This is a genomic window from Bacillus sp. K7, assembly GCF_053903245.1.
In genome coordinates, this window is sequence record NZ_CP096406.1 from 2,766,297 (window position 1) to 2,790,295 (window position 23,999).

Annotated in this window: 23 protein-coding genes; 6 read left to right on the plus strand and 17 right to left on the minus strand. The window is 46.0% G+C overall.

Translation table 11 applies throughout. The features are described from left to right. Window positions 1-58: 58 nt before the first annotated feature. Complete coding sequence (trmB, locus tag M1D98_RS14140; RefSeq protein WP_010329576.1) at window positions 59-700, minus strand: tRNA (guanosine(46)-N7)-methyltransferase TrmB; 642 nt, start codon at window positions 698-700, stop codon at window positions 59-61. Window positions 701-906: 206 nt separating this feature from the next. Between trmB and M1D98_RS14145 the strand changes: the two genes are divergently transcribed. Next, a complete protein-coding gene (locus M1D98_RS14145; protein ID WP_010329575.1) occupies window positions 907-1,185 on the plus strand; it encodes a YtzH-like family protein in 279 nt (92 codons plus the stop codon). Here the strand turns inward: M1D98_RS14145 and M1D98_RS14150 are convergent, their stop codons facing one another. The 5 genes from M1D98_RS14150 to thpR all read right to left on the minus strand — a co-directional run bounded on the left by M1D98_RS14150 (window position 1,186) and on the right by thpR (window position 6,812). Beyond that, window positions 1,186-1,983 carry a phosphotransferase family protein gene (locus M1D98_RS14150; RefSeq protein ID WP_010329574.1) on the minus strand — a complete coding sequence of 266 codons (798 nt, stop codon included), beginning with the start codon at window positions 1,981-1,983 and terminating at the stop codon, window positions 1,186-1,188. A gap of 178 nt (window positions 1,984-2,161) precedes the next feature. After that, window positions 2,162-4,318 (minus strand): type I pullulanase, encoded by a 2,157-nt coding sequence (gene pulA / locus M1D98_RS14155; RefSeq protein ID WP_268559191.1) that lies wholly within the window; start codon window positions 4,316-4,318, stop codon window positions 2,162-2,164. Window positions 4,319-4,342: 24 nt separating this feature from the next. Then, window positions 4,343-5,272 (minus strand): YegS/Rv2252/BmrU family lipid kinase, encoded by a 930-nt coding sequence (locus tag M1D98_RS14160; RefSeq protein WP_010329572.1) that lies wholly within the window; start codon window positions 5,270-5,272, stop codon window positions 4,343-4,345. A gap of 48 nt (window positions 5,273-5,320) precedes the next feature. Next, window positions 5,321-6,235 (minus strand): hypothetical protein, encoded by a 915-nt coding sequence (locus M1D98_RS14165; protein WP_121643093.1) that lies wholly within the window; start codon window positions 6,233-6,235, stop codon window positions 5,321-5,323. 25 nt (window positions 6,236-6,260) lie between these two features. Then, a complete protein-coding gene (gene thpR / locus M1D98_RS14170; RefSeq protein WP_010329570.1) occupies window positions 6,261-6,812 on the minus strand; it encodes an RNA 2',3'-cyclic phosphodiesterase in 552 nt (183 codons plus the stop codon). A 148-nt stretch (window positions 6,813-6,960) separates the two neighbouring features. Here thpR and cysK point away from each other — a divergent pair, with 148 nt between their 5' ends. Then, window positions 6,961-7,896 (plus strand): cysteine synthase A, encoded by a 936-nt coding sequence (cysK, locus tag M1D98_RS14175; protein ID WP_456279663.1) that lies wholly within the window; start codon window positions 6,961-6,963, stop codon window positions 7,894-7,896. Window positions 7,897-8,128: 232 nt separating this feature from the next. Here the strand turns inward: cysK and pepV are convergent, their stop codons facing one another. Beyond that, complete coding sequence (gene pepV, locus M1D98_RS14180) at window positions 8,129-9,523, minus strand: dipeptidase PepV (RefSeq protein ID WP_121643095.1); 1,395 nt, start codon at window positions 9,521-9,523, stop codon at window positions 8,129-8,131. A gap of 96 nt (window positions 9,524-9,619) precedes the next feature. Between pepV and pbuO the strand changes: the two genes are divergently transcribed. After that, window positions 9,620-10,918 carry a hypoxanthine/guanine permease PbuO gene (gene pbuO / locus M1D98_RS14185; protein WP_121643096.1) on the plus strand — a complete coding sequence of 433 codons (1,299 nt, stop codon included), beginning with the start codon at window positions 9,620-9,622 and terminating at the stop codon, window positions 10,916-10,918. 37 nt (window positions 10,919-10,955) lie between these two features. Here the strand turns inward: pbuO and M1D98_RS14190 are convergent, their stop codons facing one another. Further along, a complete protein-coding gene (locus M1D98_RS14190) occupies window positions 10,956-12,113 on the minus strand; it encodes an ABC transporter permease (protein ID WP_456279664.1) in 1,158 nt (385 codons plus the stop codon). Next, window positions 12,110-12,820, minus strand: coding sequence for an ABC transporter ATP-binding protein (locus M1D98_RS14195; protein ID WP_456279665.1), 711 nt, complete (start codon window positions 12,818-12,820; stop codon window positions 12,110-12,112). Before M1D98_RS14195 ends, M1D98_RS14190 begins: the two co-directional genes overlap by 4 nt. A 289-nt stretch (window positions 12,821-13,109) precedes the next feature. On the opposite strand from M1D98_RS14195, the gene M1D98_RS14200 reads away from it, so the two are divergent. After that, window positions 13,110-13,331, plus strand: coding sequence for a DeoR family transcriptional regulator (locus M1D98_RS14200; protein WP_003152337.1), 222 nt, complete (start codon window positions 13,110-13,112; stop codon window positions 13,329-13,331). 124 nt (window positions 13,332-13,455) lie between these two features. On the opposite strand, the gene M1D98_RS14205 is transcribed toward M1D98_RS14200, so the two are convergent. Together M1D98_RS14205 and murJ are read right to left on the minus strand one after the other, a co-directional pair. Further along, a complete protein-coding gene (locus M1D98_RS14205) occupies window positions 13,456-14,175 on the minus strand; it encodes a pseudouridine synthase (protein ID WP_010329564.1) in 720 nt (239 codons plus the stop codon). A 70-nt stretch (window positions 14,176-14,245) separates the two neighbouring features. Then, complete coding sequence (murJ, locus tag M1D98_RS14210; RefSeq protein WP_010329563.1) at window positions 14,246-15,880, minus strand: lipid II flippase MurJ; 1,635 nt, start codon at window positions 15,878-15,880, stop codon at window positions 14,246-14,248. Window positions 15,881-16,085: 205 nt separating this feature from the next. Here murJ and M1D98_RS14215 point away from each other — a divergent pair, with 205 nt between their 5' ends. Both M1D98_RS14215 and opuD read left to right on the plus strand, forming a co-directional pair. Then, window positions 16,086-17,348, plus strand: a complete 1,263-nt coding sequence (locus tag M1D98_RS14215) for an NAD(P)/FAD-dependent oxidoreductase (RefSeq protein WP_456280227.1) — start codon at window positions 16,086-16,088, stop codon at window positions 17,346-17,348. A 190-nt stretch (window positions 17,349-17,538) separates the two neighbouring features. Further along, the gene (gene opuD, locus M1D98_RS14220) at window positions 17,539-19,071 is read left to right on the plus strand and encodes a glycine betaine transporter OpuD (RefSeq protein ID WP_121643099.1); all 1,533 of its coding nucleotides are present in this window, start codon (window positions 17,539-17,541) and stop codon (window positions 19,069-19,071) included. 40 nt (window positions 19,072-19,111) lie between these two features. On the opposite strand, the gene M1D98_RS14225 is transcribed toward opuD, so the two are convergent. From M1D98_RS14225 to rmgP, 6 genes are all read right to left on the minus strand, one after another. Continuing rightward, the gene (locus M1D98_RS14225; protein ID WP_003223398.1) at window positions 19,112-19,294 is read right to left on the minus strand and encodes a sporulation protein Cse60; all 183 of its coding nucleotides are present in this window, start codon (window positions 19,292-19,294) and stop codon (window positions 19,112-19,114) included. A 67-nt stretch (window positions 19,295-19,361) separates the two neighbouring features. Beyond that, entirely contained in the window at window positions 19,362-20,030 is a 669-nt protein-coding gene (locus M1D98_RS14230; RefSeq protein WP_121643100.1) for a YesL family protein, read from the minus strand. 20 nt (window positions 20,031-20,050) lie between these two features. Further along, a complete protein-coding gene (locus tag M1D98_RS14235; RefSeq protein WP_456279666.1) occupies window positions 20,051-21,337 on the minus strand; it encodes a Gfo/Idh/MocA family protein in 1,287 nt (428 codons plus the stop codon). An 11-nt stretch (window positions 21,338-21,348) separates the two neighbouring features. Next, complete coding sequence (locus tag M1D98_RS14240; RefSeq protein ID WP_010329558.1) at window positions 21,349-21,852, minus strand: type 2 periplasmic-binding domain-containing protein; 504 nt, start codon at window positions 21,850-21,852, stop codon at window positions 21,349-21,351. Beyond that, entirely contained in the window at window positions 21,849-22,961 is a 1,113-nt protein-coding gene (gene rmgQ, locus M1D98_RS14245; protein ID WP_268523627.1) for an unsaturated rhamnogalacturonyl hydrolase, read from the minus strand. Before rmgQ ends, M1D98_RS14240 begins: the two co-directional genes overlap by 4 nt. 15 nt (window positions 22,962-22,976) lie before the next feature. Next, entirely contained in the window at window positions 22,977-23,942 is a 966-nt protein-coding gene (gene rmgP, locus M1D98_RS14250) for a polygalacturonan/rhamnogalacturonan ABC transporter permease (protein WP_010329556.1), read from the minus strand. Window positions 23,943-23,999: the final 57 nt, after the last annotated feature.

The window sequence follows — 23,999 nt, forward strand, 5'->3', positions numbered from 1 at the left end:
CTGTCATCATGGTAGCAAACGGCCCATAAAAAAAACAGACTCCTGTATCAGAGTCTGTTTATGTTCTCCATTCAACCTCAGCCCGATAGATCGGCTGGCCGAGCGCTGAGAATTTTTCTTCATATTCTGTCATAATATTGCCTTCCAGATGGCTGTTATGCAGGTCGAGACTGACATATGTCAGCAGCAGGCCGTACTCAGAGAAGCTCTTCAAAGAGTACTCAAACAAGCCGCGGTTGTCCGTTTTAAAATGAATCGCTCCGCCTTTCCCCATTACTTCTTCATATTTTTTGAGGAAGTGGGAATACGTCAGACGGCGTTTTTCATGGCGTTTCTTCGGCCAAGGATCAGAAAAGTTTAAGTAAACCCGTTTGACCTCACCTGGCTCAAATACATCCGTCAACGTGTCCGCATCTATATTCAGAAGTTTTACATTTGGCACTTCACTATCTTTTACTTTTTGCACGGCTGTCACGATAACGCTTTTAAATAACTCAATTCCAATATAATTGATGTCTGGATTTTGTTTGCCCATTCCAGAAATAAATTGCCCTTTTCCTGTCCCCACCTCGATATGAATGGGATTGTCGTTGCCAAACACTGTGTTCCATTTTCCTTTATAATCAGCAGGGTTGCTGATGGCAATATTTGCGTTTTCAGCCAAAAAGTCATCAGCCCAAGGCTTGTGGCGCATTCTCATATGATTGACACCTCTATCTATTATTTCGACTAACAACATACCATGAATTAAAAAGACCCGCAAGCTCGTTTTTTTAAAGCGTGCCTGCTAAAGCTGAGTATATAAAAAAAGAGGTTCCCGTCTGTCGGAACACTCCTTTCACATGTATAAAAACGCTCTGTTTTGAACAATTTAACCCGTATGATACTGAAGGGATGTGTACCGTTATGGGTTTACATTATGAGCATCAAGTTCATTTATTAAAGGATATATTGACTGACCATCAATTGGACTGCTGCGGAACCGTTGCAGAGTACGAGCAGCTTGAACGCGTGATTAAATCGCTCATGGCAAACACCGAGCTTGATTCAAACTTCAAAAACGTGCTTGAAGATGTTTACCGCTACAGCCAATCAGGAATATCGTCCAAATCCATCGACTCACACATACAAGAGCATCAGACCAGCCTGTCTCAATGGGTAGAGCAAATGGATTCATATTCCTGATTATTCAGCGATACGTTTCATGAGTATATGCAGTTCTTCCATCGCATCATGAAATCTCTTATCATTGCCTTTTGCATGATGCCAGGCGATGAAAGTGATTGTTTCAGCTAACACATACCAAGCCATTCGTAGGCGCAGGCCCTCTGTTAGCTCAATGCCGTACATGCTCAGCCAGCTCTCCCAAGCTGGCTTTTCGACGTAGTGGTACAGCAAAGGGCCGAGATCCATCGCCGGATCAGCGATCATGGCGCCGTCCCAGTCAATTAAATACAGCTGGTTGTCTTCAGACAATAGCCAGTTATTATGATTGACATCACAATGGCAAACGACTTTCTCACCGAAATGCACTTCATGCAGATGTTCTTCTAAATACTTGATCCCTTCTTGAATCAGCGGCGAAGATTGCTGCACAGCAAATACAGCCTGCTTAAGCTGAGACAAAAGAGCCCCCGGGTTCAGCGGTTCTTTTCCAAGTCTCTTCAGCATGTCCAGCAAGGCTTTTGATGTGTGTATTTTACGAAGCAATTCAGCAACGGGCCGTTCGCTCATATCTTTTGGCTTCAGCTCTCTGCCGGTCATCCAGTGCTGGGCCGTTATCACGTCCCCATTTTCCATCCGTTTTGTCCAAACCAGCTTCGGAACAATGCCTTCGGCGGATAAAACAGCTAAAAAAGGTGAGCTATTACGTTTTAAAAAAAGCTGCTGCCCGTTATGTTTCGCATAATATGCATCTCCTGTAGCTCCTCCGGCGGGGAAGATCTCCCAATCGCTACCTAGTAATTGTCCCAACCAGTTCATATCAATGTTCAACCCATCATTTCTTAAAATATTTTAGAATAAAGGCTAATCGTCTCTAGTCTATCAGCGAGTGCCTTTTTTGTACGAATCGCATGAAAATAAAAAAGACAGCTATTGAGAGTCTCATATGCTAATCAATAGCCGTCCTTTAAATTTTAGCGCTATAGCACAAACTTCGTCAAGCAAAACTCTTAAGATCTGATGCTAAATATAAGATAACCGTTCCGAGGCCGTTTACCGCAACCGCTTTCTTGATTTCTTTCAGGTCTTGCCGAAAACCCGATGTATCACATATAAGCCGGTACGTTTTGTCGTTTGGCAACTTCCACTCCACAGATTCCGGACTCGCGTGGTGGATCACGATGATGTCTTCCCATTCATCAACCTCGCCGAGATCAAAAAGCCTGTATGCGATGAGGAGTTCGTTGAGCGTCAAACATTCCAAATGGCGCTTGATGTCTGCAGCCGATCTGAGACGGAACGCCGGGTGCGCTTTTCTTAGCGAGATCAGTCTGCGGATGTAGTCAACATCTTCTTTGAATATTTCACGCCGACCCCAATCCAGCTGGTTGATGCTGTCACTGGATTGATAGCTGTTTTCCACACCCTGCTTCGTTCGGAAAAATTCCTGTCCGCTGTGAATAAACGGCACTCCCTGGGCAAGCAAGATAATCGCGGCTGCCAGCCTTTGTCTGCTTCTCTTTCGGCTGTCAGTTTCTTGAGGAAGCGCAAAGGACATTTTATCCCAAAAAGTGTGATTGTCGTGTGACTCAACATAATTGATGGACTGGCTCGGTTCAGGAACGATTGGTGCTAATGCCTTCCATCCCGAAGACCCGGCAATTCCGTGCATAACGGTTTCCGCTGCTTCACCGCAGCCGAGCGCAAAGCCCGCTGCCATGAGATGAAAGGTGTTCCCTTTCACAGCATCACGAAACATATCATTAAAAAAGCCGATGCCCGGCATTTTTGAAGCATTCGCCAAAGTGGCTTTCTGTTCATGAGGCAGCGGTGTCGCCAAATCCCATCCTTCTCCAAAAAGCAGAATTCCGGGCTTTACCGCTGTTGCTTTTTCTTTCATGTAAAGCACGGTGTCCATATCTAAAATACCGAGCAGATCAAAGCGGAAGCCGTCGGCATCGTATTCCTCTATCCAATAGATGACGCAATCCGCGATGAATTTTCTCGCCATCCGTCTTTCTGACGCGATGTCATTGCCAACGCCTGTGCCGTTTGACGGCATCCCAAATTCGTCATGCCGGAAAAAATAGCCTGGCACTGTCTTTTCAAAAGGGGAATTCTCCCTTTCGTACACGTGGTTAAAGACAACATCCAAAATGACGCGCAGGCCATGCTGATGAAGGGTTTTGATCATTTGTTTTAACTCTGTTTTTCTTGTTTGAGGATCATGAGGAGTTGAGGCGTAACTTCCCTCCGGGGCAAAAAAGTGAAGCGGGTTATATCCCCAATTGTAAGCATCAAGCGGCTTCTCTTCATCAACTCCGGCAAAATCATTTACCGGCAGAAGCTCTACATGTGTAACGCCGAGCTCTTTTACATACGCCAGTCCGGAAGAACAGCCATTTGCGGTTTGCGTATCAGTTTCCGTCAGCGCTAAGTATTTCCCCTTGTTTTTCATGCCGCTGTTTTCATCGATGGAGAAGTCGCGGATGTGCATCTCGTAAATGACAGCATCCACAGGATTGGAGAATGGTGCGAGAGGGTCGCCCTCTTTCATTTGATCCGGACGCAGGACGACACCCTTCTCCCCATTTACCGTCACGGCCTTTGCATACGGGTCAACGGTTTCCGTCCATTCTGAATTGTTGCAAATGCAGAACACATATTCATACCTGTGAAGATCACCGGCGACAGTTACGGTGTAGACGCCTTTTTCCATCCGAACCATTTGGAATGTGCGCCCGCTTTTATTCGGATGTGAAAGCCTGACAGCAGCCGAGGCCGCGGCAGGCGCCCATACTTTAAATTCAGTATAATCCGCAGTATAAACAGCCCCCAGCTCTCCGTCATAATAAAATTCATCATCAAACGCGCCCGTCCGGATGACCGCGCCTATTTGGAGATCCGTTTTGTCGCCGCTGGACGCACTCACCGCATGTGTTGTCCCGAGAGTCACTGCACGGTCCGCTACGCAGACGTACTTATATTTTTCTTCAAGCGGATATTCCTCCCTGACAATCAAAGGGACATCTGTTGTTTCTGTCTCCAGCCGAAAAGGCGGTTTCATGATGCCTTTTTGTTCAGCCGGAATTAGAACCGTAATGATATTCACGTCATCGACATACGCTTCAAAGCTGCGGCGGATACTGACCATCGGAAGCTCTCCTCCTAACGGCGTTTATGTTTTGATCTTTAGGGGTGAAGGACTGGATGCCAAACGAAACGGGGTGGTTCCCATGATTTCACCGTCAGCATGAAACGGAATTTTGTCCTTCGTGTAAAACGTAATGTCTTTTGCTTTAAACATCGTAACGCCGGCCATCTTTGTATGTTTACCAAAAGCCATCAGACATAATAGCCAATATTTTTTCAAAAACGGCTGATTTTCAACGATCACGATATCAAATGCCTTCTCGCGCGGATTTGCAAGCGGCGCCGCCTTCATGCCGCCCCCATAAAATGGATGGTTGGATACAATCGCAAACCACACATCATGAAATTCATGCGTCTCGCCTTCCGTTGTACAAGCTAATGAAAACGGCTTAAAGGTCGCCGAGGCGTGCAAATGGGAAAGCGGGTACACAAGAAATCGCAGGCGCAGAAACAGTAAAACCCGTCTTAACGGAAATTCCATCGCCTTTTTATTGACATATGCGTCAAACCCGATCCCGATATGATTCATAAAAAAAAGGATCTGTGATTTATCCTGAAGGAATTGAACGCTCCCTAAATGAAAGGTTCTGGTTAACGGACGCTTTTGCTTCCTGATTTCCTGTATCAGATCCATTTTTTTAATAGAAAATCCTCTCGAAAAATCATTATACGCACCCGCTGGCACAAAACTTAGTTCGATATCGTCAACATCTTTCAGTCCGTTGACAACTTCATGCATGGTTCCGTCTCCGCCAATGACAATCAGGCGCTTCAGCTTGTATTCCTGTATCGTTGAAATCTGCCTGGCGAGCACCTCTGCGTGTCCCGGGTGTTCAGTTAAAAATGAGCGGTGCTCGACTTTTCGTTTGACCAATTCCTTTTGAATAGACTTCCAAACACGCAGGCCGTTTCGATGCCCCGCTGTCGGATTAATAATAAAAAACCAATGGCTCATCTTTCTCACCTGCTTATGTTATGAGAAAACCGCTCAAATCGTTCTCTTTTACTCCAGCCATTCTCGTCTGCGATAGGAATCAGACATGCAGTAAGACAATAGAGCCTTTGCAGCCTTTACCTGATGATGTTTAACCGGGGCGGTGTTTTTCTTCTGCCGCTCCATCCACTCTTCGGCGCTCCGCTTATCCACTATTTCCAATCCATATGGCGCCTCCGGATAATCGATATACGATGTTCTGCTCAGAAGCAATTTGCGAACCGGTATATCGGCCTGCTTTTCCTTTATGATCTTTGACACAACGGATTCCGTTCGAAACAGGCTAAGCCCCGGATTTAACACTGATGCAGTTTGAGAGGCTGTTTTCTTCTCCCAAAAACGATTTTTAGACCCTATGTACACACTGTCTTCTTCCGCCTCTAAGAACGTAACGCAATAAATGTCTAGAGGGGAAATAATCACAATGCTTAATTCAACCGCCGCCTGCTGAATTTTCAGCACAGGCTTATACATAATGAAATAAGAATCAGGCAGCTGCTGGGTCAGATAACGCAAAATGCGGTCCTGCTTCACCTGGTTTGAGAGATGAGACATTTCTGCAAGAGTAGAGCTTGCCCATTTGAGCTGAAATTCATATAAATGTCTTTTATAAAAAGAAGCAAGCGCCATTCTGCTCGTCGGCAGCCTTACATGGAAATTGTCCTCTTCCTCAAACCATTGGTGTCTCTCTTCTTGTATATCGGCGTTTATCTCTTCTTTTCTTCTTTTCAATGAAAATTTTTTTCGTTTCTGCACCGGTTCCGGCTCTTCGGCCCTGGCTTGTCTTTCTTCATGCTGGCGCTCCGCTGCTTCTAATAGTGAAAGCCAGCGCTCTTTTTTCAGCCGTACAAACTGATTGATGTAATGGTACGGATCAAGCTCATATCTCGATATATAATCATGAATTTTGATGATTTGTGCCATATTGGTTTCTCCACTCCGCAATGAATTATGATAAATGAAATTTAAATATTTCTTCGTATTTTGGTGATTGGTTTAAGTGTATTTGAAAGAGCGAAAACCGTTCAGCCCGCATCGAAACCTCGCCGCTTTCAAATGGAACATGTGACGGAAATCCTTCTTCGCCTGTCCATTTTCTGGCCAGCGTCATATGCGGGTGATACGGCCTTTTTTCCACTTGAAAGCCGGCTTGGAGAACAGCCTGTTTTGTTTGTTCCCGAAGGGTTTCAAGTGCCTTGTTTTTCTTTGGCTCGAGGTGTAAAACACGCGGCCTTCTCCGGTCGCCGAATACATCAATTTTGCCAAACTCAATCGGAAACGGATCGGTATCTGAAGCAAGCGCAGCCAGCGAGCCTTCAAGCTGCTGGATTTGTGTATCATCCGCCGCTCCTAGAAAAATTAACGTAATATGATAGTCAAGCGGGTGCACCCATTTTTGAAACGTCAAAACCGGCTCGTTTTTCGCAGCCCGGTAAATCGGATTCGCAATTCCCTCAGGAATGGGAACTCCGATGAAATAATGAGGCCGTATATCTGGCATCCGTCTGACACTCCCTTCTGCAACTGCTATTATTTTATCAATAAAGAGGCTGTGCGAATAGAGGAGCAGTGTATGAAAACACTCTCGCACAAACGTTTATTATGTTAGGATATTATATGACACTTGTTTTATTCAGAAAGGAATGACAATGTTGAAAATCGTTGAAAATACAGCTGATCTGATTGGAGATACACCGCTTGTGAGATTGTATCGGCTTCAGCCGGAAAACGCGGCACAAGTCTATTTAAAGCTTGAATTTTTCAATCCGAGCGGCAGTGTAAAAGACAGAGCCGCTTATCATATGATAATAGAAGCAGAACAAAACGGTTTGCTCAAACCGGGATCAGTGATTATAGAGCCGACTAGCGGAAATACCGGCATCGGGCTCGCCATGAATGCGGCGGCACGCGGCTACAAGGCAATCTTAGTCATGCCTGATACGATGACAAAGGAACGAATCAACCTTCTAAAAGCTTACGGCGCAGAGGTTGTGTTAACACCCGGAGCGGAAAGAATGCCGGGCAGCATCAAAAAAGCAAAAGAGCTTGCTGAACAAATTCCGAACAGCTATATTCCTATGCAGTTTGATAACACCGCAAATCCTGACGCGCACCGAAAAACAACGGCGCCTGAAATTGCCCGGGCAATAGAGGAAATCGGCAAACCGCTCGGTGCTTTTGTCGCCTCTTCCGGAACAGGAGGAACCATTACCGGAACAGGCGAAGCGCTCAAAGAGCTTTTCCCGGATATCACGGTTCATGTTGTTGAGCCCGCGGGTTCGCCTGTATTATCCGGAGGAAAGCCCGGCGCACATAAGCTTGTAGGGACAAGCCCGGGCTTTATTCCTCCCATTTTAAATCAAGACGTCTATAACGAAATTATTAAAATCTCTGATGAAGACGCCTATACGACGACTAGGCGCCTTGCTGCCGAAGAAGGAATACTTGTCGGCCCTTCATCAGGCGCTGCCTGCTATGCGGCAATCGAAACAGCGAAACGCCTCTCTCCTGACCAAGTCGTGGTCTGCATGACAGCCGATACGGGAGAACGGTATTTATCAACTGATTTATGGTCATTTATTTAAAAAAGGACGGGCTTCAGAAGAAGCCCGTCTCAGATTGTTGACAAAGTCATAAAACGGTTTTCGTTTTATGACTTAGTATCTTTTCAGCGTGATTGAAAACCCTTGAAGTCTAGGAAGGACGAGCATTGGAGCACAGCGAATGTAGCAATTCGTGAGCACCAACGCGCAGGATTAACAACGAATGCGAGGGTTTATCGACACGCTGGGACGGGCTTCAGAAGAAGCCCGTCTTTTATTTTGCAAGCTCGTAGATCGCCTGCGCATATAACGCTGTCGATCTCAGCAAATCATCGATTTCAATATATTCATCCTTTTGGTGTGCGCTGTCAGGGCGTCCGGGGAAGAGCGGGCCGAACGCGACACCGGCTTTTAAAGATCTGGCATAAGTCCCCCCGCCGATTGAGATTAAATCAGCTTTTTTGCCCAGCTGGCCTTCATAAACCTTTTGCAGGGTTTTGACTAACGGATGGTCTGCTGACACGTGATGCGGCTTGCTGTCTTTGAATTCTCCCAGCTCAAATTCAGAGGCGCTTTCGAATGCATCACGGATCACTTTGCTTTCTGCAGTCACAGGATAGCGGATATTGATGCCAAGCTCGCCTCCTTGCCCTTTCGTATAGCGCAGCGTCCCGACATTTAATGTCAGCTCTCCGCTAATGTCATCCTCGCAGTCAATATTCAGGTTCTTTCCTCTCGTATCGCCTGAAAACTTATCTGTCACAACTTGCACAAATCGCTGTCCTGCTTCGTCAAGCTCAGCCTGCTGCAGCAGAAATTCACACAATAAAATGCCGGCATTGATTCCATTGTTCGGTTCCATCGCATGGCAGGAAAGCCCGTACATACGCAAAATGAGCTGTCCGTTCTTTATGTCAGCTTCCCCTTTTTGATCCGTTGTGCGAAGCATGTCTTTAAACGAAGCAAGAATCTCTTCTTGTTTCGGTCCTTCAATGACAGCTTCCGCAGCGTCAGGCACCATGTTCAGGCGAAGGCCTGACTGAAACGAGACAAGCAATGCCTCAGAATCAGCTTGCTTTGAGCGATGCGGGATGAGCAATGAAGCATCAATGATCCCTTTTTCCGCGTTAATAATCGGAAAATCGGCGTCAGGCGCAAAACCCAGCGTTGGCATTTCTTCATGCTTGAAATAATGCTCCACGCATCTCCAATCGCTTTCTTCATCTGTTCCGATAATGATTCTGACACGCTTGGACAGCGGCAGGTTCATGTCTTTCACGATTTTCAGCGCGTAGAACGCAGCCATTGTCGGACCTTTGTCATCAATGGCGCCCCTTGCATAAATCCGTCCGTTACGAATATCAGCTGAAAACGGATCACTTGTCCACCCGTCTCCCGGCGGTACGACGTCAACATGACAAAGTACGCCGACAATGTCATCCCCCTGGCCCCATTCAATATGGCCTGCGAAGCCGTCAAGATTTTTTGTTGTAAAGCCTTCTTTTTCTCCAAGCTCCAGCAAGGAAGTCAGGCTGGCGTTTACTCCTTTTCCAAACGGTTTGCCGGGTCCGGCGGTTGTTTCATCCATCACACTGTTGATTCTCAAAAATGCCTGTGTATCACGAATTAAATCCTCTTTTTTTCTGATGACTTCAACTTCCCAGTTCATCATGATCCCCTTTCCGCAAGAAATCACTTGCAAAAACCAAATAAAACGAATAATATTAATGGTGTTTTGTTAAAACGTTCGTAATTGGAGGATACTATGTTTCATCTAAAAGAGCAGCAAACGTCCATAAAGCAAGAAATCATAGCAGGGCTGACGACCTTTTTCACCATGGTCTATATCGTTGTGGTTAATCCGGTCATTCTGGCTAACGCCGGGGTTCCTTTCGACCAGGTTTTCACCGCAACGATTATTGCCTCCATTGTCGGAACGCTGTGGATGGCCCTGGCAGCAAATTATCCGATTGCTATTGCGCCCGGCATGGGCTTGAACGCTTATTTAGCCTTTCATGTCGTAAGCGCAAGCGAAGGCGGCATCACATACGCAACAGCTTTCAGCGCCGTATTTACAGCAGGGGTTCTCTTCATTATTCTATCGTTAACGCCTTTAAGAAAACAACTGATAGAAGCGATTCCAAACAATTTAAAATACGGGATCACAACCGGGATCGGGCTGTTTATCGCTTTTATCGGCTTACGGCAGGCGGGAATTGTGGCGGCTGATGAATCAAACTTGGTTACTCTCGGCAATTTGCATTCACCGGGTGTGATTTTAACGCTGATCGGGCTTTTGATCAGTGTGGTCTTGATGGTTTTGAACGTAAGCGGCGCCTTATTTATCGGAATGACAGCGACTGCTTTGATCGCCTTTTTTACCGGCCAGCTGCATTTGCCTAAGGGGTTTATGTCGCTTCCTCATTTGCCGGACGGCCTGATCATTTCAAATCCGTTTTCCGCTTTTGGCGATGTCGTTCATCACGGCCTGTACGCTGTTGTCTTTTCTTTTCTTCTGGTCACGATATTTGACACGACAGGCACGATGATCGGCGTAGCAGAGCAAGCCGGGCTGATGAAAAATAACAAGCTGCCAAACGTGCGAAAAGCGCTGCTTGCTGATTCAACGGCGACAACAGTAGGGGCTGTTTTCGGCACAAGTCCAACGACCGCATTTGTTGAATCTTCCGCAGGTGTCGCAGCCGGGGGAAGAACAGGGCTTACCGCTTTGACTGTTGCGGTGCTGTTTGGGGTTTCAATGTTTTTTAGTCCGCTTGTCAGCGCCTTATCCGGCATAGCCGCCATCACCTCCCCTGCTTTAATTATCGTCGGCAGCCTGATGATGCGCTCGGTTTCCAATATGAACTGGAAAGAGATGGACGAAGCATTTCCTGCGTTTCTCGTCATTCTGTCGATGCCTTTGACATCCAGCATTTCTACAGGCATCGCGCTTGGCTTTATTTCGTACCCGATTGTAAAAGCAGCACGCGGAAAATGGAGAGAGATTCATCCGCTCGTGATCGTTTTCGCCATTCTGTTTTTCATCCAGCTGTTTATCTTATAGCATATACAGAAAACCCAAACGGCAGCGTTTGGGTTTTTTATGTAAACAATAAAGAAACAGCGGCCGCTAAAAAGCAGCAGGCGACAAATGCATAGTGCAGGGTATTCATACAGCTTTTTCTAGATCGGTAATACTCATCACTTTCTTTATCGGCGCCAATTAAAATAGGCGCATCCATCACTTTGTCAAAGATAAGCGCAAGGATATAACGGCAAACACCTGTATACACCAGAATCGCAATCAGCTTCAACCAGATCGGGGAGACAAAGATGAGAATGATGAATGCTGACAACAGCATGCACATCCGCCTTATATACTCGCCATTTCTCAAAAAAACTTTCAAAAACAATTCCTTATAGCCTGTCTCAATTGTCCTTCTTTTAAATATCCTTCTTGAATGCCGGTATACTAACGGCTTCCTTCTCATCCTGTCTTTCACTTTCGGCACTTCCGACTCCTGGATCATCATCATCACAAGCCCGGCAAGCGCAAGCCGGCTTTTTTTCTCTTCAGTCACCTCTGCTTCAAAAGCTGAGAACGATGCTGCCTTTTTCAAACCGCGGACCAGGGAGACAATCAAAAACAAAGTGCCGATGAGCGCAAGCAATCCCCACTCAGCGAAAACGATCAGGACCGCAGAACCAGAGAAAAGAACGGCTCTGACAAAAACGTCGGCAATCCGGCTAGACATGGAGCGCGGCTTTCTGATCCTATCTTGCTTTAAGGATAAGAAGAACATATGAAGGCCAAACAGATAGCAAAATAAAGCCGCGCTTTCTGCCCATGTGATGTGAACAGAATAACTAATGAAGGGAAGAGCAATGAAAAAGAGCAGCATCCATTTGGCCAGCGTGACCAAAAAAGAATACACCAGCGCGTACCGTTTGAGCTGATAAATTATCTCTTTCTTTTGCAGCAAAAACACGTTGTCCGCTTCCATTAAAAACGTATGGACCGAGCCCGTGCACACGATCAGCACACACACAGCATACAGCCATCTCCATTCCATCATCTCAGACCACTCATAAATAAGGCCTCTTCCGTTCATCAAATCGATATATTGATAGATGACAAAAGCAAGCGCCGGTAAAACAATATAGAGAGCGACTGTCCAGTCAATGACCGCATGCAATACCTTAATTTGATACCTATAGTAGTCAAGCAGCCTTCGAAAAAAGAACGATCGCCCGTTCATGACTGATCACCTTGGACCGCCTTATAAAAGCAGTCTAGCAACGACTGCCCCACTAGTCCGGCCTGTTCCTGAATATCTTGTAATGTACCTTGGAGAAACAAAGAGCCCTTCTCAATCATGTAAAACCGGTCACAGATTTTTTCTGCAGTATCGAGTACATGTGTACACATAAGAATGCCGGCTCCCCTTTGTTTTTCATCTATAAGCATGTCCACAAAACGTTTCGTTGAAATCGGATCAAGGCCGATAAATGGTTCATCAATCACATACATATCCGGCTTAGAAAGAAAAGCTTGAATGAGCATCAGTTTTTGCTGCATGCCTTTTGAAAAGGTGACAGGCAGCTCGTGCATGACATGATCAAGCGAAAACGCCTGCAGCAAGCTTTCGGCCCGCGGCGCAAATTCACTCTCCTCCATACCGCGGAGCGTGCTGACCAAATCCAAATGCTCCCACAGCGTCAGTTCTTCGTAAAAAGAGGGGTGCTCCGGAATATAGGCAAATGAACAGTCATTCCAGTCAATATGCCCTTTAAAGTCTTCTGAAAGGCCGAGTATCGCTTTGATAGCGGTGCTTTTTCCAGCTCCGTTTGCTCCGATCAGCCCGACAAGCTCCCCTTTTCCGACTTCCAGAAAAACATCGTTGAGCACTTTTTTTCGGCTTGTATATCCTGCCTGTTCTATTGAAGCCTCAAGCAATTTTGTCAATTTTCACTCCTCCTCCAGAATTTACTACGGAACAGAATAAAAAAAGTTTCTTTAACCATAATAATATTGTGCCGAAATACATAGTAATCCAACAAGGATGGCCGCCCAGCTCAAATTGGAAAAAATTAATAGGAGTTATCCCTAGATTCATCGCTGCGATATCGTGTATAATGAGGGCGAATTATCTAAAAACGAAAAAATGTCTGCCTTTGTTGCTATTCGTACGCAGTTGATAGTCGTGAGTTGTGGTTAGTCAAGTCCATCCGATCTTATGATAGGGAGTGGTTTTTTGAAACCTTCAACAAACCGTATGCTAACTCGAATTAAATCAGTTTACATGTTTATCCAAGAAAAAGGCCTTGTGACAACACAGGAACTGGTTGACGAATTCGGCATTACACCTAGAACAATTCAAAGAGACTTAAATGTGTTGGCATATAATGATCTTGTTCATAGTCCAAGCCGTGGCAAGTGGGAGACAACGAGAAAGAAAGTAAAGATTACATCATAAACATTGCATATTACATAGGGCCGCCTGATAGCGGCCTGATCGATACAAGGCGAAGAACCGTCTGAGCCTTGTTTTTGTGTGCTTATAGATAAAAAATCCCGCATATCGAAAATGCGGGATTTTTTTATGCCTGCGGCTCATTCAGCCAATGAAGTTCTTCTTCTGTAAGCTCACGGTATTCTCCCGGCGCCAAGGCAGGATCCAAAGAAACACGCCCCATTGATAGCCGTTTCAAATACATCACTTCATTGCCGACCGCCTTTGCCATCTGCTTGACCTGATGGTATTTCCCTTCAGTAATCGTCAGGTAAATCACGGTATTGCCGTTGTCGTTTGTCTTGACTTCCGCTTTTGCCGGCTTTGTTTTATAGCCGCCTTCTATGTAGACACCCGCTTCCAGATCCGCGATAGCTTCCGGTGAAATCTGTGATTGCAAATGGACTTCATACGTTTTTGGAACATGCTTTTTAGGCGATAGAAGCCGATGTGCCAGCTGGCCGTCATTTGTGAGCAGCAAAAAGCCCTCTGTATCCTTATCAAGCCTGCCGGCGGGAAAGGGCTCAAATCTCATCTCTTCCGGCGTCAGCAGATCGACCACTGTCCGCTGGCGGCTGTCCTCGGTCGCAGACAACACTCCCTGCGGCTTATTCATCATGAGATAAATGAATTCCCGGTAATCAACCGGTTCCCCGTATACAGTAACCTCTTGCGCATCAGGATCAACGTGCGCCTTTACATCTTTGGCCGGTTTGCCGTCGACCATGACGGCCCCCGCCTTCACAACAGCTTTGACTTCTTTTCTGGAGCCATATCCGCTGTTGGCAAGCAGCTTATCAAGTCTCATTCCCAAATCTCTCCTTTATAAAAGAAAGCCCGCAGCATGCGAGCCCTCTGTTTCTTGATGATCTTGTTCATTAGCCGGCATGTCTGCCTTTCTTTAAAAACCCGGGCAAACGGCGGCCTAATATTTTCTGCAAAAAACCTATCCGGTAGCCGCAATACAGGTAGACAGCGCCGCCAACACCAGCCGCAATCATGACAACGATCGCAGCTTGCACTTGACCATCTTGGTAGGAAATAAAAAAGCTTAGCACCCACTGTACGATTTTCACGGCTATACCCATAATGGCTGACAAGACGAGCATCAGCACAGTCCGTTTGACTAGAATCTTATACGAATAGCCCGCATGGCGTTTGATCATGATAAATCCGTACAAAAGCGACGCGCTATATCCAAGCGCCGTTGCTAAAATCGCGCCGTCAGCCTGCATCAGCTTAATCAGCGGAATATTCAGCACAAGCTTGATCACGACGCCGATCACAAGGCTGACAACCGCAAATTTTTGTTTATTGATGCCCTGCAGAATGGCTGCGTTGACCGTAAATAAAGAGAACAAAACCGCGACTGGCGAATACCAAAACAGAATATTTGCCCCCAGATCAGGAAGAAGGCTCTCTGATCCGTAAAAGAACGTATATGTCGGTCCCGCCAATACTGAAATCCCGACAACTGCCGGAATAATTAAAAACAGGATCGTCTGCATCGTTTGATTAATCTGCTGATTCAACAGCTTATAGTTTCTGCTTGTAAACGATTCAGTAATCGTTGGAATTAATGTCAATCCGAAAGCTGTTGCAAGAGAAACCGGAATCATCACGAGCTTCTGCACATACAAGGTAAGAATCGCCATCATGTCCTGGCTGATGGCTTGATGTCCGGCTTCGATCATCGCTTTGTTAAACGTATTTGTATCAATATAGTTATACAAAGGGATGGCTAGTCCGACAAAAACGTACGGAGCGGCATAGCTGAACAGTTCGAAAAACATTTGCTTGTAGCTTAAGTTTGCTGTCGGCCCTGTATTCGGCATCATCGCCAGCAGGCTGCCCTTCCGTTTATTCCAATAAATATACAGCACGATCAGTCCACCGAAGGCGCCGATCAGCGCTGCGAAGGTCGCATAACCTACAGCGATCACAAGGCCGCCGTTCAAAACCTTCAAGATCAAGAATGTCGCACTCAATAAAAAGATGATGCGGACAATCTGTTCAACGACTTGAGAAACAGCCGTAGGCCCCATCATTTGGTGCCCTTGAAAGAATCCGCGGACAAGGCTCATAATCGGCACGACCAAAAGCGCTAAGCTGACCATGCGGATGACATAAACGACATGGTCAATTGTCAGGCCGTTATTATCTTTGCCTCCCAGCGATATTTCCGCAAAAAACGGCGCGGATAAATACAAAATGAAAAAGGCAATCATTCCGGTGACAAGCATAATCGACATGCCCGCCTTAAGCATTTTTCTGCTTGTTTCATAGTCCCCTTTGGAATTATATTTAGAAACAAATTTAGAAACGGCGGCCGGAAAGCCCATCGTGGCAATATTCAAAAATAATGTGTATTGGTTGTATCCGTATTGAAATAATGCACCGCCTGTCGCCCCGACCATAATGCTGAAAGGAATTAAATAGACCATTCCAAGAATCCGCGATATATATGTACCGAGCGTTAACACAAACGTGCCTCTTAACAGTTTGCTTGACATGTTTCTTCATCACCATTTTCTACGAAGATTCAACTTTTCTATTTTACCACAACTAGGCATTTAGACGGTAATAAATACAAAAGCAATCTTGTGAATGATTCAGGTTCCCGGCAAAAGACGTTTAAGGAGAGGCTTTCTTTCGCTATAATAGTATTGAGGACGGGGTGTCCGCAGACGAAATGGAAAAAGAAAGTTGATGATAAAGATGAAACAGTTTGACGTAATCGTAATCGGCGGAGGCCCTTCAGGATTGATGGCCGCAATTGCTGCAGGAGAACAGGGCGCTGATGTGTTGCTGATAGATAAAGGAAATAAGCTAGGGCGGAAACTCGCGATTTCCGGAGGCGGCCGCTGCAATGTGACGAACCGCCTTCCTGTCGAAGAAATCATTAAGCATATCCCAGGCAACGGCCGTTTTTTGTACAGCGCGTTTTCTGAATTTAATAATGAAGACATTATCAAGTTTTTTGAACAGCTCGGCATTCAATTGAAGGAAGAGGATCACGGCCGGATGTTTCCTGTGACAGACAAAGCGCAAAGTGTTGTCGACGCGTTGTTAAGCAGGCTGAAACAGCTCCGCGTAACCATCCGAACGAATGAGAAAATTAAATCTGTTATCTATGAAGATGGACAAACAGCAGGGATTGTGACGAATAACGGCGAAATGATCCATAGCCAGGCAGTCATTATCGCTGTCGGCGGGAAAAGTGTTCCTCATACTGGAAGCACGGGAGACGGATATGAATGGGCTGAAGCTGCGGGCCATACCATTACAGAGCTGTTCCCGACAGAAGTTCCCGTCACATCTGCCGAGCCGTTCATTAAGCAAAAAACACTTCAGGGCTTATCACTAAGAAATGTTGCCGTCAGTGTGTTAAATAAAAAAGGAAAACCGGTTATCACCCATAAAATGGACATGCTGTTTACCCATTTCGGCCTCTCAGGACCGGCCATTCTCAGATGCAGCCAATTTGTCGTGAAAGAGCTGAAAAAACAGCCGCAAGTGCCGATCAAAATTGATTTGTATCCGGATATCAATGAAGAAACGTTATTCCAAAAGATGTATAAAGAACTGAAGGAAGCACCGAAAAAAAACATTAAAAACGTACTGAAGCCCTGGATGCAGGAGCGCTATCTTCTATTCTTGCTCGAAAAAAACGGCATCTCTCCGGACGTATCGTTTTCTGAGCTGCCGAAGGAGCCTTTCAGACAATTTGTCAAGGACTGCAAACAGTTTACCGTACTCGCAAACGGCACACTGTCACTCGACAAGGCATTTGTCACAGGCGGCGGGGTATCTGTAAAAGAAATTGACCCGAAAAAGATGGCTTCTAAAAAAATGGCGGGGCTGTATTTTTGCGGTGAAATTCTCGATATCCACGGGTACACAGGAGGCTACAATATTACCTCCGCCCTTGTAACAGGAAGGCTTGCGGGGCTCAATGCCGGTCACTTTGCCCGCTCTTGACCAGCCTTTTCAAATTTTTACAAAACGCTGAACATTTGAAAATTCTCCGCATTCATGGTACTGTGAGACTTGTTTTGTTTCACCTGATTGCGGGGTAATTTTAAGAGAGGAATGATCTGCCATCGTACGACCATACTAAGCCTGCGAGCAAGATATAGGCGTACACAAAAAATTTAGAGGGTGAGAATATTTGAAAAATATATCTAGTGTATTTTGGATTGTGATTGTGATCACAGCTGCTGCTGTATTGTGGGGCGTTGTGTCTCCTGACAGCCTGCAAAACGTATCCCAATCCGCGCAAGCTTTTATCACCAATTCGTTTGGCTGGTATTATCTTTTAGTTGTTTCGTTATTTGTCGGGTTCTGTCTGTTTTTGATTTTCAGCCCGATCGGAAAAATTAAACTCGGTAGGCCCGATGAAAAACCGGAATTCGGGTTATTATCATGGTTTGCCATGCTGTTCAGCGCAGGCATGGGAATCGGCTTAGTATTCTATGGTGCGGCTGAACCGATCAGCCATTACGCAATTAGCTCTCCATCAGGTGAAACAGAAACCCCCCAAGCCTTCAGAGATGCGCTCCGTTATACGTTTTTCCACTGGGGTCTGCACGCTTGGGCCATTTATGCCGTTGTGGCATTATGCATTGCCTATTTCCAATTCCGAAAAGGCGCTCCTGGATTAATCAGCAGCACGCTGTCACCGATTCTCGGTGATAAAGTGAACGGCCCGATCGGAAAACTGATTGACTGTATCGCTGTTTTTGCCACAGTCGCCGGGGTAGCGACAAGCCTTGGTATCGGGGCAACTCAAATCAATGGCGGATTGAATTACTTATTTGGGATACCAAATAACTTTCTCGTTCAATTTATTTTGATAACTGTTGTTACGATCCTTTTCTTGGCTTCTTCATGGACCGGACTCGGAAAAGGCATTAAGTATTTAAGCAACACCAATATGGTATTGGCTGGACTGTTAATGCTGTTTGTGCTGTTTGCAGGTCCTACCGTATTGATTATGAACTCTTTTACAGATTCTATCGGACAGTATATTCAAAACATCGTGCAAATGAGCTTCAGACTGACGCCGTACGAACTTGAGAAACGTGAATGGATTAACGGCTGGACGATTTTCTATTGGGCATGGTGGATTTCCTGGTCTCCATTTGTGGGCATTTTCATTGCCCGGGTATCCCGTGGGCGGACGATTCGTGAATTTTTGATCGGCGTCTTGGTAACACCATGTATTCTTGCGTTCCTATGGTTCTCTATCTTTGGCGTATCGGCTATGGATATTCAGCAAAAAGGCATATTCGATGTCGCGAAGTTATCAAGTGAAACGATGCTGTTTGGAACACTCGACCACTATCCGCTGACGATGCTGACATCTATTTTGTCATTGATCCTGATTGCTGTGTTCTTTATCACGTCTGCCGACTCCGCAACATTTGTGCTCGGCATGCAGACGACATACGGTTCATTGAACCCGGCCACTTCAGTAAAATTCAGCTGGGGCGTCATTCAATCTGCCGTAGCTGCTGTCCTCCTTTATTCCGGCGGACTTTCCGCATTGCAAAACACGGCGATACTCGCGGCGCTGCCGTTTTCGATCGTCATCCTGCTGATGATTGTCGCTCTTTATAAATCTTTGGCAAAAGAAAGAAAAGAGATCAGACAAGCAGAGAAGCTTCAGAAACCGAGAAGTCCGAGAGTGAAAAAGGCTTAATCACCAAAAAGATCTTCCCGCTTGTGCGGGAAGATCTTTTTTATTTCCGATATAAAATAAGGGCGGAAAAACAGTAAAGCTGTTCTCCGTCTGGGTCGCATGCCGCCGAAACGGTATATTTGATATCAATCAGCTGCTCCTCCGATATCCCTTTTAAAAATGAATTGATTTCCGTCTGCAAATCTTTTTCATGCTCTTCATCAAATACCGCCACCTTCAGCATCTTATCCGCTCTCCTTTCTCTATCAATCTATTCCGCTTGGAACAGCGTTATGATAGAGAAATCTTGATTACCTCGCCTTCGGATAAAAAGCTTCCCTTGTTTGGCGTTTCTTTTGCGGCTCATCGTCTTGCCGCTCCACTTTGAGCAAGACGGCATAAACGATTCGCATATGGCAGTAGCTGACCAGGCTGACGCTGAAAAAAGGGACAATGCCGGGCAGGTACGCAAGCAAGAAAAAAAGAGCGGCAGTCAGCGCAAGCATCACGAGTGTATATTGCAAATACGCCACACTGAGCAAGAGCGAATATGTCACATACAAACGTTTTTTCCAGTCAAAATGAACAAGCAGCGGAAACACATAAAACAGCATGGATACGTACAAAAATCCAAATATCATAATGGCAAAACGGAGGACATGCAGAAGGAAATGGCTCGGATAAATAAATACCAAATCGATATAAATAATCAAACCGATGAGCGCCAACACAGCGCCGATCAGATTGGAACGGAGAAATTCAGCCTTGTATTCCCGCCAAAACGTTTGTAAGACAGGAACGTTATCCTGCCCCTGAACCCATTTCCGCATGACAGCGAATAAAGCTGCGGTCGCGGGCATGATGCCGAACAGCCCGAGACCCATCAGCGTAAAAAACAGCCAAAGCAAGTTTGTATACGCAAATCTCATCATCCACTCGCAAAAGCGCAGCACCCGCCCCATTGAGCCATCATGCTCCACGGCGCACCCTCCTTTTCGGATTACACATTTTGTATGTGAAACAACTTCTGAATGTCGATCGGCTTCTTTTCGGCAACCGAGCGCCACATCCCCTCACCAACCGCGATAGAGTAAGCTCCTGCTTCGGCACCGGCTAAAATATCATAGGGGCGAAGCGGGTCTTTTCCTAAAAAAAGATCCTCAAGCAATAGCGGATCTCCCCCGCCGTGTCCGCCCTCGTTTTTGACAACTTGTATTGTCTGCTTTGATTCAAAAAGCGGATAATATTCAATTGTTTGCTCAGGAAATGCAAATGGAATTCTGGAAGGCTCGTGAAATTCATTAGATTCGATACGCCCTTTTGTCCCGTTGATTGTCAGCCGGTAGCCTTCATACGGAGCGGAAAATATGATCGAGTAGCTCAAAAGCGCGCCGCCGTCGTATTTGACAGTCGCGACGTACGTGTCCTCGATGTCAATCTCCTTGTCAAAAATACACGCGTCAGGCCTGTATGCTGTATACAAGCTGGACTGATCTCCCGCTTGGAGATGATCATCTTTTACAGAAGCAGCGGACGAGCGGGGATGCCATCTTGAATAGTAATGGCATTTTTCTTTGACCCGGCATGTTCCGCAAAAACGCCCGTCTTCTTCCGGCAGCGGATTCCACTCACTGTCTGGGCCATAGTAATTCAAGGCGCCATAAGCAAATACCTCCGCCGGATTTTGCCTAAGCCACCAATTGACGAGATCGAAGTGATGTGTTGATTTATGAACAGAAAGGCCGCCGGAAAATAGCCTCGACCGGTTCCAGCGTTTAAAATAGCTGGCGCCATGATACGTATCAATATACCAATTCAAATCAACAGAGGTTACCCTGCCTATTTTTCCTTTCAGTATCATTTCTTTTATTTTCCGATGAAACGGGCTGTAGCGGTAATTAAACGCGACGGTGACTTTTCCTTTGCTCTTCGCCTCTGCCTCAAGCACCCGGTTCGCATCCCGCACCGTCGTCACCATTGGTTTTTCTGTAATCACATCCCTATCCCACTGAAGGCTTCTTAAGATGTAAGTGACATGTGTGTCATCCCTGCCAGTCACAATGACGATATCAGGCTTTGAAACACGCATCATCTCATCAAAAGCGTCTTCGTTGTACTCCGGCACGTGGACAAGCTCCGGAAACCTCTTCTTACAAACGGCAAAACGTTTTGGATCGGCATCCAGCAATCCCGTAATCTCATATTGTGTTGAAAACCGATCCGTCAGCGGTTTGATAAACATACTGAGAGCTCTGCTGCTCAATCCGCAAATGACAATGTTCTTCAATGTCCTCACCTCTATCGCGCTTCAGTTAGTTGGGAAATCAGCTGCAGCGCTTCCTCTGTTTTTTTAGCGTACACAGGGATAAACGCCGCCATATTGCGATTCAATCGAAAAGAATAGCCGTTCAGCTGTTTTTCCCCTTTTTCGATCTGAACGGCATAGACTGTTTTTTCTCCCGTTTTTTGATCAACAGTTGTATAGGGAGATGTTTTGTCAGGTGGCAATCCGTCTAACGGCTGAAAATTGTCCGGATCATCATACGCTTGAAACATGTCTTCAGGCACGATGAAAACATCTCCCTCATGAGCGGTGATTTCCGTCAGCAGTTTTTCCGGAATCACCGGAAAGATATCAACCTTCCCGGCCTTCTGCTCAGCGGCCTCTTTTATGTGTTCCTGTACGTCTTCCTGCATATCGGAAAAGAGGATGACATGCATTCCGTCCGGCCTGCTTGAGCATGATGCCAAAAAGAGCACTGAGACGATCACACACAAAGCCGTACGTAGAGTCGTTGTCATTTCCCCTCCGACCTAAAAAGAGTCTCCAGCTCTGTCATGGCCAAAATAAACGCGCCTGCCCCGTGCAGGTCGTTTGTACTTCTTTCGCGGCTGACATAATAGTCATAGAAACCGGCCGATGTTCCGACACATATATCTTTGACGAGAAACGCACCGTCTTCTGTTGTTTCGGTTTTCTGCTGAATCAAACCTTGATACGCTTTGAACAGTGTTGTTTCGTAAGCTCTGTCTAGATAGCCTTTATTGATTCCTTTCGCGATTGCGTACATATACAGGCAGGACCCTGAGCTTTCCAGCCAGTTGTCGGACCTGTCACCCTTGTCAACGATCTGGTACCATAATCCTGTCTCCTTGTCTTGATAGCGGCAAATGCTTTCTATCATGTCCTGCAGCGTTTTTTCCCACACGTGACGGTTTGGATGCTTTTTCGGCAGCTCTTCAATCATGTCGGCGAGAGACATTACATACCAGCCGATGGAACGCGCCCAAAATTCCGGTGAACAGCCTGTCTCTTCATTGGCCCAAGGCATTTTTTTCGCTTCGTCCCAAGCGTGATAATAGAGTCCGGTTTTGGAATCTTTCGTATGCTTTCTCATCAGCGACTCCTGAAGCACGACCTGATCAAACAGCTCCCGTTCCTGCTTCAGATTGGCGTATTTCAGCGCGAACGGCCCGCCCATGTATAAACCGTCAAGCCACATTTGGTAAGGATAGCCGTCCTTGTGCCAAAAGCCGTCCTCTGACGTCCGGTTCAGCGTTCCATACAAGCCGCGCAGCCTTTTTGCCGCTTTGACATACCGCTCATCCTTCGTCGTTTCGTATAATGGAAAAAGAATAAGACCCGCTTGAATGGCGTCCAGCTCGTCTCTTCTAAATAATAGATTGCCATAATCATCGATTAAAAGATCTGCATAAGCCTTCACATACTCAAAGTACTGTTTTTGCCCGGTTGCTTCCCACAGCCGCAATACACCGCATAAGAAAACACCCTGATGGTAGTGCCAGCGGTTTGCTGGCGGCAGCTCCTCCACTGTGTACGTATCCATAATGGTTTTTGCCAATGCCTCCGCATACGTAAGAGGCGATTTTACAGCGATTGATTGATCCATGGTCCCATCCCTTTCTTAATAGATTCCTTCCTCGCCAAACTTCTTCGCCAAACGATTTGCAAGCATGACCAAAATCAGCCCGACTGCCGCTTTAAATACGCCGACTGCTGTACTGTAGCTGAATTGGCCCTGTTTCAGCCCCGCAGTATAAACGTACGTGTCAAAAATTTCCGCCACTTCCCTGTTTGTCGCGTTTAACAGTAAATACACATGCTCGAAGCCAAGCTCCAAAGTGTCTCCGATTTTTAAAATCAGCAAAACGACGATGACGCTTTTAATGGCGGGCAGTGTAATATGCCACATTTGCCGCAGCCGTCCCGCTCCATCCATTTTCGCCGCTTCATACAGCTGTGGGTCGACCGCTGTAATGGCCGCCAGATAAATGATCGTCGACCACCCCGCTTCTCTCCAAATGACCTGCAGAATATACAAGGGCCGGAACCATTCTTCATTCAGCAGAAAATTGATTTTTTCGCCGCCAAAAAACACAATCAGTTCATTAATCAAACCTCCGTCTACCGTCAAAAGCACAAACGAAAGCGATACAACGATAACCCAAGACATAAAATGCGGGATATAAATCAGTGTCTGAACAAATTTTTTAAAGAGAGCGATCCGCACTTCGTTTAATAGAAGCGCCAGCAGAATCGGCACCGGGAAAAATATAGCAAGGTTCAAAGCAAATAGCACGAGCGTGTTTTTTAACAGGAGAAAAAATGTAGGCTCTGTAAACAGCCTGATAAAATGCTTCAGCCCGACCCATTCACTCCCCAAAATGCCGAGAAACGGCTGATAATCCTGAAACGCAATCACAATTCCCCACATCGGGGCATATTTGAAAAGCAAAAAATAAATACAACCCGGCAAAATCATCAAATACAAATATTTCTGCTGGACCAGCTTATTTAGTAAGCGCTTTCTTTTTTCTTTTTTTAAAATGACTGCATCAACAGCCGGCACTTGCGCTTCTGCTGTTTTCATCTTTTCCAAGCCTCCTTTCACGGGTTCTTGCGTTCACTGTAGCGCAGCAGGCAAAAG